7 protein-coding genes and 2 pseudogenes are annotated in these 11,521 nt (G+C 44.2%); 7 read left to right on the forward strand and 2 right to left on the reverse strand.

Going from position 1 to position 11,521, the window contains the following annotated elements; translation table 11 throughout:
- Positions 1 to 101: pseudogene (locus BXY39_RS19630) on the forward strand (IS5/IS1182 family transposase); the annotation flags it as partial.
- 368 nt (positions 102 to 469) lie between these two features.
- On the opposite strand, the pseudogene BXY39_RS00815 reads toward BXY39_RS19630, so the two are convergent.
- Positions 470 to 1,450, reverse strand: a pseudogene (locus BXY39_RS00815) (IS110 family RNA-guided transposase).
- 757 nt (positions 1,451 to 2,207) lie between these two features.
- On the opposite strand from BXY39_RS00815, the gene BXY39_RS00820 reads away from it, so the two are divergent.
- The 6 genes from BXY39_RS00820 (at position 2,208) to BXY39_RS00845 (ending at position 10,427) form a co-directional block, all read left to right on the forward strand.
- The gene (locus BXY39_RS00820; RefSeq protein ID WP_170163521.1) at positions 2,208 to 5,027 is read left to right on the forward strand and encodes a glycosyltransferase; all 2,820 of its coding nucleotides are present in this window, start codon (positions 2,208 to 2,210) and stop codon (positions 5,025 to 5,027) included.
- Positions 5,028 to 5,046: 19 nt separating this feature from the next.
- A complete protein-coding gene (locus tag BXY39_RS00825) occupies positions 5,047 to 6,909 on the forward strand; it encodes a glycosyltransferase (RefSeq protein ID WP_121936955.1) in 1,863 nt (620 codons plus the stop codon).
- A gap of 17 nt (positions 6,910 to 6,926) precedes the next feature.
- Positions 6,927 to 7,652, forward strand: coding sequence for a class I SAM-dependent methyltransferase (locus tag BXY39_RS00830; protein WP_121936956.1), 726 nt, complete (start codon positions 6,927 to 6,929; stop codon positions 7,650 to 7,652).
- Between the two features lie 77 nt (positions 7,653 to 7,729).
- Positions 7,730 to 8,698 (forward strand): glycosyltransferase family 61 protein, encoded by a 969-nt coding sequence (locus tag BXY39_RS00835; RefSeq protein ID WP_121936957.1) that lies wholly within the window; start codon positions 7,730 to 7,732, stop codon positions 8,696 to 8,698.
- 59 nt (positions 8,699 to 8,757) lie between these two features.
- Positions 8,758 to 9,729 carry a UDP-glucuronic acid decarboxylase family protein gene (locus tag BXY39_RS00840; RefSeq protein ID WP_121936958.1) on the forward strand — a complete coding sequence of 324 codons (972 nt, stop codon included), beginning with the start codon at positions 8,758 to 8,760 and terminating at the stop codon, positions 9,727 to 9,729.
- Positions 9,726 to 10,427: a class I SAM-dependent methyltransferase gene (locus tag BXY39_RS00845; RefSeq protein ID WP_121936959.1), complete on the forward strand. Its 702-nt coding sequence runs from the start codon at positions 9,726 to 9,728 to the stop codon at positions 10,425 to 10,427. Before BXY39_RS00840 ends, BXY39_RS00845 begins: the two co-directional genes overlap by 4 nt.
- A gap of 6 nt (positions 10,428 to 10,433) precedes the next feature.
- On the opposite strand, the gene BXY39_RS00850 is transcribed toward BXY39_RS00845, so the two are convergent.
- Complete coding sequence (locus BXY39_RS00850) at positions 10,434 to 11,285, reverse strand: glycosyltransferase family 17 protein (protein WP_121936960.1); 852 nt, start codon at positions 11,283 to 11,285, stop codon at positions 10,434 to 10,436.
- Positions 11,286 to 11,521: the final 236 nt, after the last annotated feature.

The raw sequence follows: 11,521 nt of genomic DNA on the forward strand, positions 1-11,521 counted from the left end.
GTATTGCAACCCGATATGACAAACTGGGCTCCACCTTTCTGGCAATGGTGAAGATAGCCGCAATACGCCTGCGCTTGAGAGCTTATGAGCCTACAGCCTAACGCTGTAATCGATCATGTCGACTCTATGCTCTTTTGACAAGTAGCTCTCCAAATCGCCTGAGCTGTGATTCATATGTGGGCGCCCCCTTTGGCAAGGGTTGTTTTTCGATTTGTTTTGATCGGTTGCTTTCATATGTCCGGCCTGTTTGTGCAGCGATTTAAGTGCTGCTGGCCCTGATGGAAATCCGCCGGTGAGGTCCCTAATCAAGATGGCGCGTTTGAATTGCGCGTTGAATCAGGCGGGTTTTCCTCCCCATTGGCTCGATCGTTACACATCATCGATTGCCATTGCCAATTCAGGTAGGGCCGCGCTGCCTCTAGGCGGGCAGCCCGTAAGGTCTGTAGCTATCGCCTCGGGTTAGAACGGCTCAAGCGATCCGGGCAAGCTTGTTGGCTAAAGCAACTGAGAAGAGACGGAACGGTTTTGTCTCCATCAAGTGGTTGACCCAATCGGTTAAGGGCGTTGGTTTACGTTTTGCATGACGCATGACAGCAGTAGCGCCGACCATGAGCAGTCTTCGCAGATAGCGATCTCCCTGTTTTGAGATTCCTCCAAACTTGATTTTTCCTCCTGTCGAATTCTGCTGCGGCGTAAGCCCCAGCCATGCAGCGAACTGCCTGCCAGATCGGAACTGGTCGGGATCGGTGACAGTCGCCGCAAGTGCAGTCGCCGTGATGATGCCGACACCGGGAATTGCAGCGAGACGACGGCTGGCCTCGTTGTCGGCGTGCCAAGTGCGTAGATCTTGCTCCAGTACATTGATCTCTGCGCTCAGTTCGGCAATCCGGCGAAGAAGGCTATCGAGCGCGCTGCAGGCATAGGGCGGAAGGCAGTTCTCTTTAAACACCTGATCAGCCAACTTCATCAAATTGCTAACGCTAGGATTGGCAACACGGCCAAATTCAGCCAGATGTGCTCGAAGGGCGTTGGCGGCCATGGTGCGCTGACGCACAAGTAGCGAACGCGAACGCGAACGCGTGCGATGGGCGATGAGGATACCCTGCTGCTCTACAGTCTTAACTGGCACAAAGCGCATGGTCGGCCGTTGTACTGCTTCACAGATCGCCTCCGCATCCAGAGCATCGCTCTTTCCACGTTTCACATAACCTTTCACATAAGAAGGTGGCATGATCTTTACGTCATGACCCATAGCGATCAAGGTTCGTGCCCAGTGATGCGCTGTGGCGCAGGCCCCAATTCCGATTAGTCACGGCGCCAGTTTTGAGAAAAACGGAATCATCTGTTTACGATGAAGTTTTTTCGCCAGCACGGCTTCACCTGCTTCATCAACACCATGCGCCTGAAACACGCTCTTCGCTAAATCCAGTCCTATCTTCTTCAAAGTCATTTGAACGCTGCTTTTCTATGGTCTTGCCCTCAATAGCATCATCGCCAGGGCTTCCGATGCAGGGGCGCCCACATCATCAAGATGTGAAATTGAGAGTTATATTGTGACCTGTGATCTTATGAGCGACGATGAATGGGCGTTCTTCGAACCGTTCCTGATTGAAACCGGGCCGCTCTATGCGCGATTATACATTGGTCCTCAACGGTGTCTTCTGCACCCCCGGACAGGCGCACAATGTCGACTTGGCCGGAAGTAGGGGCGATCATCTTTAGTTCAGGTGCTGGACCGCTGTCGGCGCCTGGGATCTGTTGCAGGAGGCGTTGAACAATAACGAAAATATCCCCGACAGCGTACAGATGATCGACTCGACCATCGTCCGCCTGTATCAATATGTTGCCGACGCAAGAGTGGGGTTCAGAAACAAGATTATTGGGCGTTTAAGGTGACTTTCTGTCAAAGTCCATCTCCGAACTAACGACGGCGCCCTGCTTAATGAACGCCGAGATCGCTGCTGGACAGATTTCCGAACTACAAGGGCGAGGACTTGGTTATGGAAGGTGGGCTGGACCCGAAGACGCTGTTGGTTGAAACAGTGCTCACACAGATGATTTTTCGCAGCGCATTCTTGCGCTGTTACAGCTTAGTTACAGGAGAAGCGAGCATTCAAGGAGCTTCGCAAAAAACTTTGTTATTCTAAAATTTTAGCGTATCTTATCATCAATTCATGCTAAAATTGCAACAAATAAAGTATAGATCAATGAAAAGTATAACAGAAGATTATAATACAGTTAAATGTGAGACATTCCGGCAGCCTGTCTTTTCTGAAGTAATAAGGACAGAAAAAAACTGTTTTCAGATTGGTAATAACTCAAAATTACAATTTTTTCCAAACGATGATATTGATTTCGAAAAAACCCCGTTTAACGCAAAGATTGAACAAAAAGCTTCTATAGGTTTTTTGGAAACGGAGACGACGCTGAATGGTCAGTCTGTGATCCAAATGGGTCTAGTATCACCATCTCATGATGAAGTTGTGCTTGGGCTCCAATTCTTGATTTACTCAGAAGGCACTTCCCCATTACAAATGGACATTATAGTAGTGCCAAAAGAAAATGTAGGACACCCTCGATATTCGAACGCAATACGGCAGAGGGCGTCTGTGTTAAAATCTCGCTGGTGTGAAGTCACGACACTTATAGGCTTTGCTCAATTGTCAAAAAATGCGTCCCTTCTACTAGACTTGGTTTTGCCAGCAAGCGGTATCCAGATTGTCTCGCAGATAACTTATACTTGGTTTGCCACGACTGCAGGCACAGGTCAGATCGAGACGAAATCGAAAGCCACCATCCTCAAACCCTTGGGCGCAGTGGAGGTCAGGGTATCTGACATTGGTGCACTATGTCATATGTCGCCGATCTTTCTGAACAATTTGACCATTAGCAAAGCACAAGCCAGCGGCCACTATCTTTGCGGGCGTTCGGACCAAACTCTTAATATCCGGCTCGAGCCCTCAAAAAAGGTGCATGTGGTGGAGCCGCAACTTATTAATCTTGGGTATGGATTCCATGTTCCAGCTGGATACACTCTATCTGAAGCAATGCTGGACCAAGTAAAGAGTGGGGAAACTGCCAACGTGTTCATTGGAGACACGTTAGTCAGTTGGATTGCTCAATTCAGGGCTACAGAGCAAGACAATCTAATCGCCCGCTGGCCCGGCCCTCAGGAACGGTCCTTTACGTGGAAGGATAGTGCGGCCAGAAGCCTGTACCGTGACGTGAGCTTGGCCCTCTTTGACGCCGATTATTTTCGTTTACAAATGGCAAGAGTTGGTATTTTTCTTAACGATCCCGTCTCTGATGGATTGTCAATGATGGATGCAGTGACAGATTTATCTGTGCGGCCCTGCCCTTTGTTTGATCCCCAAAAAATCGCGAAAGATCTCTCCATAGAGCGTGAAAACCTTACAGTTGGAGATGTGGTGCGTACATATCTGACCGATCCCAGAGCCCGGTCTATTCAACCTTCTGCACTTTTTTGTCCGTCGGAACAGCTAGTTGCTTATGCCAATTCTTTGGGTGAGCCAACTTTGATCGCGTACTTAAGCCGCCAGGAATGCTGGACGATGGAGCCTCACCCACTGTTTGATCCGACATACTACCGGCTCTCAACATCGCATGGCCCCATGGCAACAGAGGCACCTTATGTGACTTATCTTAAAAGCTCTTTCATGGATGTCCCACATCCTAACCCATGTGCGATATTTGATACAGCCTACTATAGGGCTCAATTTGACGATCTGGATAGCACTGGGCTCCATCCCTTAGAATATTTCATAGCTTACGGTTGTGGATCACCCCATCCGAATTTCTTGCGGTCCGTTTTTCTAGCCGAGCACCCAAACTATATTTTTGATCAGAACATTTGTGCTCAAATGCTACAGGAACACAAGAAACGCCCTGATAAACTTTATTCTGCAGGTGTTCTTGCACCAGAGAATGTTAATGAAGCACCCAAAATTCTTGTGCAAATGACTCCAAAAAATGCTCGTAACCCATATTATCGGGATATTAAGCGTGGATTTCCAGATGATAAGTGGGATTATCGGTTTTCATCCAGTTTGGAGGAGATGCTTAATTATTCCTCTAAAAAAAAGGGAATCATATTCTGGTTCCATCAATTTGAGCCCTTTTATCATGCTAAGACTACTGAACAAACTTGGTTGCGGAAGAACGAACTGCTGAAGGCCCTGCAAGGTCTGAAATCCAATGGGGCTACGCTTGTCCACACATGGCACAATCCCTACCCTTATAATCCGGAGCATCTGGATGTCGATATCGAGCTATATGCAGAATTAGATGGCATACTTGACCTAGTCTTTACGCATTCAAGCATAGCACCGAAGTGGATCCGTCGTTTTATCAAGCAGGGTCGTATCGATGTGGTGCCACACCACTCCGTCGCTTTTGCCTTTCAAACAAACATGAGTGGTGGATATGCCCGTCGCCGTCTTAAGCTTGAATCTAGTGATTTTGTTTTTCTAACATTTGGAGAGTTTAAGCCATACAAATCACTCAATATTCTTTCAAACGCATGGGCTCAATTTATGGCGCATGAAGATCAAAACTCATCCAAGTTGATGTTGTTGGGTAAATGGTCGGGCTCTTTTACGGCCCGGAGTGGATTTACGTACCACAAGAACGTTATCCTGAAAAACCAAAGCTTCAGCGATTATGACCTCTCTATGGCTGTAACTGCTGCAGACGTTTGCGTGTTCACACACGAGACAGTTTGGGTTTCCGGTGCTGTAATGACAGCACTTGCCTTTGGAAAACCAGTCATTGTGCCGAGTGGCACCGGCTTGTGCGATTATATCGAAGATGGATTCAATGGACTAGTTTACCAAAATGGAGATAGTCAGTCTCTTGCCCAGACTATTTTGCGGTCGCAAGACGTAGATTTGAGAAAACGTATCAGTGCGCAAAACAAGATCTTGGATGATGGCCTAGAAATCACCAAGATCGCTTTAGCTTATAGAAGTTCTATCCAACAAGTTTCTAATAAAAAAATGTTTGGTTGATTGAAGAGATGTGTATAAAATGATTAAAATTTCTGTTGTTGTGCCTATATACAATGCGCTTGACCAGGTCCGTGAGTGTATTGAAAGTTTGGTACAGCATAGGCATGGCAATGTTGAGCTCATCATTGTGAATGACGGGAGCGATTTAAATGCCAAGGCATGGTTGACTGAGAGGCTGGCTAAGGAGGATAACTGCACACTGATCCATAACGAGGAAAATATTGGTTATTTAAAAAGTGTGAATAAGGGTTTTTCAAAAACAAGCGGAGATATCATTGTCAGCCAAAATTCTGATACGATCATATTCTCAGATTTTTTCGAGAAAATCACTGGTATCTTTGATGCTCACAAAGATGTAGGGATAATAAATCCTGTTTCTACCTGGGCTAACTGGACCCGCATTCCTTTTCCAGCGGGGCACAATATTTATTCGCTTCAATCATATATTGACCAGACATATGGCAGAGAAATTGTTGATATAAATTGCGCATCTGGCTTCAGCTTCGCCTTTCGCAGGGAAGTCTATGAACAATTGGGTGGTTTTGATCCCATTTACGATCCGGGTTATTGGGAGGAAACAGACTATTGCCTCAAGGCACTAGATGCGGGCTGGCGTGTTGTCTGTGCCATGGGCCTCTATGTATTTCATCATGGGTGGAGCTCTTTCGGCGAAGAGATGCGTAACGCTCATATGCATGTGAACGGTCAAATCTTTCGGAGCCGATGGTTAGAGAGATTCGATGAGCTTGAACGGGAATGGACCGCTAATGACCCTCTGCGCGCGATGCGCCATGATTTGGAGACTCTAGAACATGGGCCAAACAAGAATATTTATAACAAAGACGATAAATCATTGAGTGTCCTGTATATCGTACCGGATATGCCACTTTATGGAGGGATAATTTCTATTCTGCAGGTGGTGAACCGCCTTGTTCTCGAAGGGGTGCGCGCTAATGTGGCGATTGTCAGTGGCAAAAGAACAGACGCCCTACGCTATGCAGCGTCTTATTTTTCCCCACTACAGTTTGAGAGTGAGGCGGATTTGCTCGCCAGTGGTCCTCAAGCAGATTTGTACATCGCCACTGCCTGGGATACAGCCTATACAGTTAAAAAGGCACATGCCCGTGGGCTTTGTAAAGATACAGCTTATTTCGTTCAGGACTATGAGCCTGACTTTCACCCAGACGATCCCGTGCAATCTATCAAGGCCGAAGTGAGCTATGACCTAGTACAAAACCGTATTGTCAAAACAGAATGGCTCAAGAAAAAGCTCGAAAAATTTGGCGGTGAAACGCGTATTATTCCGCTAGGATTAAATACCGATATTTTTGCCGATTATGGTCGAAGCCGTAGCCCAATGCTCGTTTCGATGGCACGGCCGAGTTCGCCAAGGCGAAACTGGACCGTCACCCGTAAAGTCTTCCAGTTTTTGTCTGAACATTGGCCAGATCTGAATCTAGGGATCTATGGTTTCGGATTCGATCACGGTGAATTGCCTCCAAATATTCAGAATTTTGGCGTCCTGAATAGTGCAAAGGACGTTGCCAATATGCTCAATGATGCGACTATGCTTCTGGATGCTTCAATCTATCAAGGCTTTGGGCGGCCCGGCCTAGAAGCTATCGCTTGTGGCGTTGTTCCGATTTTGACCAAATATGGAGGAATAACGTCCTACGCAGTCCATGAAGAAAACTGCCTGCTCATTGATCCAATGGACGTTTCCGGTATTGTCGCCGCGATCATTAGGCTTCTGGGTGATCCAGACCTTATGGCGACGCTGAAAGAGAACGGTAAACAAGTCAAGCAGAAATATACACTCAAAAACGAAGGCTATATGACCAAGGTCTTTTTTGAAGAAATTATCGATTCTCGACAATACTGAAAGAATTGGATATTTACATGACAAGCGAAACAGACAAATATTTAAGTTGGTTTAAAGAGTATAAATCTAACGGTTTTCATGAGACTCAAGGTTGGCTTGAGGAACGCATGCTTGATGTTACCTTCCATGCGTATCACATGATGACAGAATTTGGCGCAAAAGGTGGTGCGCTCGAGATTGGGATTCACCATGGACGGTTTTTCATGGCAATCAATGCAATGGTCGATGATGAACGTTATCCTTCATTTGCCATTGATCTTTTTGAAATGCAGGATTTGAATATTGATGGCAGTGGGAAAGGTAATAGAGATCAGTTCATAACCAATTTGGAAAGATTTGATAGGTATAAAGGACGAAATGTTACCGTGATTTCTGCAGATTCGTCCAGGTTAGATCCCGCCAGTCTAGAAGCGTCGCCGGAAATGCGGCCGAAAGTAATTTCCATTGATGGGGGCCATACAGTTGAGCATACTCTAAAGGATCTAAAGATAGCGGAAACTCTGATTGCCGATAAGGGGCTGGTTTTTTTGGATGACATTATCCATCGTCATTGGCCCGGCGTGTTTGAAGCCGTCATATTGTTCCTTCATCAAGGGCCAACCCTTTGGCCTGTCTTTATGGGTTACAATAAAATGATATTGACACCCATGTCAGCGCATTCAGTGTATAAAGCAAAGTTTGACGCGTTGTTTCCAGAGGCGAAGACTGTTCAAGTTGCGGGATATGATTTGGTCGCAATATAATGATACTATTGTCGATAGCGGGGTGGCTTATATAATATGAAGCTTGTTTCTTCCCCCTGTCCGTTAAAGGTTTGTTTATGGAATTCTTAAATGAAATCGGAGGTGGTGCCCACGATGTTAAGCACCCAATCGGACACGAAAGGCAGTATGAAACAGATGCGTATCGGAATTCTCTAGAGAATCTCACATATTATGGCAATCATCCGAGCCACGGAGTTAATGCATTTGCCGGCTCTGTGACACTCTTGTCGGACGACATTAGACTGAAAGAATATGCTGAGCCTGAAGAAGGGGATATTGTACTTCATGGAAAAACCGCTTTTCTTGCGGCCCCAGCTGGCGATCTCAATTACTTTCACTGGATGATCGATGTATTGGCACGGGCTGGACGATTGGATGCACTGGAAAGCTATGAACACATAGTAATCAATACTCTCAATTACCCATTTCAGTTTGCGACTTTTCCTTTAATTGGATTTAAAGGAAAAGTCCATACGGCGAATTACGATGTTTCTTTCTTTTCTGAAGAAATGCATGTACCAAGTTTGCGTCGGGTTGGGCATAGAATTCCTGCTGACTGGATGGTCAATTTCTTGCGGGAGCAAATCCTACCATATCGTGCTCCCCATTCCCCTCTGGGTGACAAAATCTTTATAACGCGCCTGAAGCGTGGCGTGCGCACGCTAACCAATATGGCTGAGGTCTCGACCCTGTTAAGGCGGGAGGGTTTTCAGGAAGTTGTCCTTGAAGATTATAACTTTCTTGAACAGGTCAGCATCATACATTCAGCGACGATGATTATTGCACCTCATGGTGCAGGGTTAACCAATACCGCATTTTGTCGACGTGGCGCCAAGATTCTGGAGCTCTTTTCGCCACATTACATCAGTAGTTTGTTTTATTTTATTTCTGCTTTTGCTGGGGCAGACTATTATTTTCTGGTGGGGGAAGAGGAAGAGTTTGACCCGAATCGAAATGCGAATAGTCAGGATATCCGAATTTCTGTTGCCGTTATTGAAGCCATGATTAAGAAAATTCTATCTTAGCACTCTCTTCATGTTACAGAGTAAATTCACTTTCATATTATGGTCTTCTCGGGGTTAGTATGATACAAGTATTGGTCACCGGCGGTGCCGGGTTTCTGGGCTCTCATCTTTGTGACCGCCTGATCGAGCGGAAAAACTGCCAGGTAATCTGCGTCGATAATTTATTTACAGGGCAGAAAGAGAATATTTACCATTTATTGAATAACAAAGATTTTGAATTCATTCGACATGACATCACTTTTCCCATTTACCTAGAAGTGGATAAAATATTCAATATGGCCTGTCCGGCCTCTCCTGTGCACTATCAGCATGATCCCGTACAAACTCTGAAAACTTGTGTACACGGATCTATCAATGTTCTTGGTCTTTCAAAACGCGTTCACGGTCGGATTTTTCAAGCCTCGACTAGCGAGGTTTATGGCGACCCGACAGTTCACCCCCAGACAGAAGACTATTGGGGCAATGTTAACCCAATTGGGCACCGCTCCTGCTATGACGAAGGCAAGCGGTCGGCTGAAACTCTTTTTATGGATTATCACCGACAATATGATCTTGAAGTCGCGATTGGCCGTATTTTCAATACTTATGGCCCACGTATGCATCCAAATGATGGGCGTGTTGTGTCCAACTTCATTGTCCAAACCCTGAAGAGAGACCCCATCACAATCTATGGGGAAGGCAAGCAAACCCGGAGTTTCTGTTATGTGGATGATTTGATTGAAGCCATCCTGCGAATGATGGATCATAGAGATAAACTTACAGGCCCTATCAATATTGGCAATGATGACGAATTTACCATTTTGGAACTGGCTGAATTGATTAGCGACATCATGGGCGTGAAACCAAATTTTGAGTTTCGCCCTATGCCTAGTGATGATCCCGTGCAAAGACGCCCAGATCTTACAAAAGCCAGAAATATGCTGAATTGGGAGCCTAAGGTTGCTTTAAGGGATGGCCTCAAGGAGACTATTCATTATTTTGAGTGGATGAAGAGTAATGATATGTTAGAAACCGTCTATCGGAGTCGATGAATACAGGCAGTAGTGATTATTCTAATATTAAAATTCTATCTGAAGAGGATAAAGTATTGAATTTTGAAACTGTTGAAAGTCGTATTGGAAAATATCCAGCAACCAATGCTGTTGACGGTCGTAAGGTGTATGATTATATCATAGAAAATAAAATTGAAAACATTCTTGAAATAGGTACAGCACACGGCAAGTCAGCGTGTTACATGGCCTCAGCGCTTGACACTCTTGGTCGTGGTAAAGTCATCACTCTGGATATCCCTGCTGCCAACAATTATGACCCCAATGTGTATCATGTATCAGAAGAAGCGGGCTTATCTGAATATATTGAACCTATTTTCCATCAAAATGGTAGTCATTGGTCCTTAAGGAATTTAATTTTAGAAAATACTAATAACGGCCAATGTAATCAGGTTTTTGATTTTGTTTTCATCGATGCGTATCATGATTGGGCACATGCGAGCCTTGATTTCTTTTTGGCTGATAAATTATTGAGGCCTGGCGGAACAGTTGTATTTGATGACTTAAGGTGGACATTTGCCTCAAGTCCGAGCTGGAAAGAAAAATCCAATGCACTTGACCCAGAGTATCGATCCACACCCCATATTCATGATGTCATGACCTACATTGTCGCACAGCATCCTCACTATAAAGGATTTCAAGATGATGGACGTTGGGCTTGGGCAAAAAAATCAACCTAAACTACATCAAAAATTCTTAAAATCAAAAAACAAATGTGAATATGCTTCTAAATTATTTTTAATATGATCGGGGTAGCTAATATAATCATTTTGGATATACATTTTTGAGCTATCACGTCCAAAAAGGTCTTTTCTTTCTTCCACCATTTTTTTGATATGATCAATATTTGTAAATTCTTCTTTATTATATTCCTGATGCGAGAAAGCTTTTATCTTATTTTGTATGCCTTCTGGTGAAAACAAATAACTAAAATGCCAGCCCGCATCCACAATCCGAGGTTTTCTGGGTAATTGACGCATTTCTTGCGGAGTAAGTATCAAGTTCTGAGCTTGTATAACAAAGGCAGCACGAGAAAGACCACAGTGAAGATTTATTTTATAATAATAAAAATTTTGCTCTAGCTCCCAAATATTATCTTGAAAATCATGATTGATAATTTTCGAAATTCTCGGAATTTCATCAACGTCGGAAAAAATAATAATATCATCAGGCTGAACATCATTAAGACCGCGCATCATAGCATTTCTTTGCCAAGCTTCTCTGATCCATGCATTGGGTGTATCCGGTAAGTCATCAATTAAAATATAGCGGATTTTTTCTTGGAAACGTTTAAATCTGTCAAGGTTGCATTCAAAAAACGGACTCTTGGGATAACCAGAGAACGTTTCTGTTGCCTCAATAATAACAAAAACATCAACATCAGGGTAAAGTATTTCTAAGCGTAACTCCAATAAATCTACTTCATTGTAAACAATAAAGCAGTCATATATTTTTCTTTTTGGGTTCATTTTCCGCATCCAATTAAATAAAGCATTAATTAATTTCAAAAATAATTTTGCATTATATTGAATTAACAAATGGCTTTATACATAATTATTAGAACTTGTCCTTAATTTTAGGCGAGACTGGCCAGTAAATATCTGACAATAATATACACGTAATTAATATTGCACCTGATTTCATCGCAACACAAGTTCAAATATAATCAATGTATGATCCTAGGCTCAGGACCCATAAATAGGGTTCACGGTGGGGCCTTTTTGTGATTCAAGCTCCTGGATGAAGGAGTTTGTTGATGAGGGATGGCTTTTTC

The organism is Eilatimonas milleporae (assembly GCF_003688555.1).
Classification (GTDB): domain Bacteria; phylum Pseudomonadota; class Alphaproteobacteria; order Sphingomonadales; family Kordiimonadaceae; genus Eilatimonas; species Eilatimonas milleporae.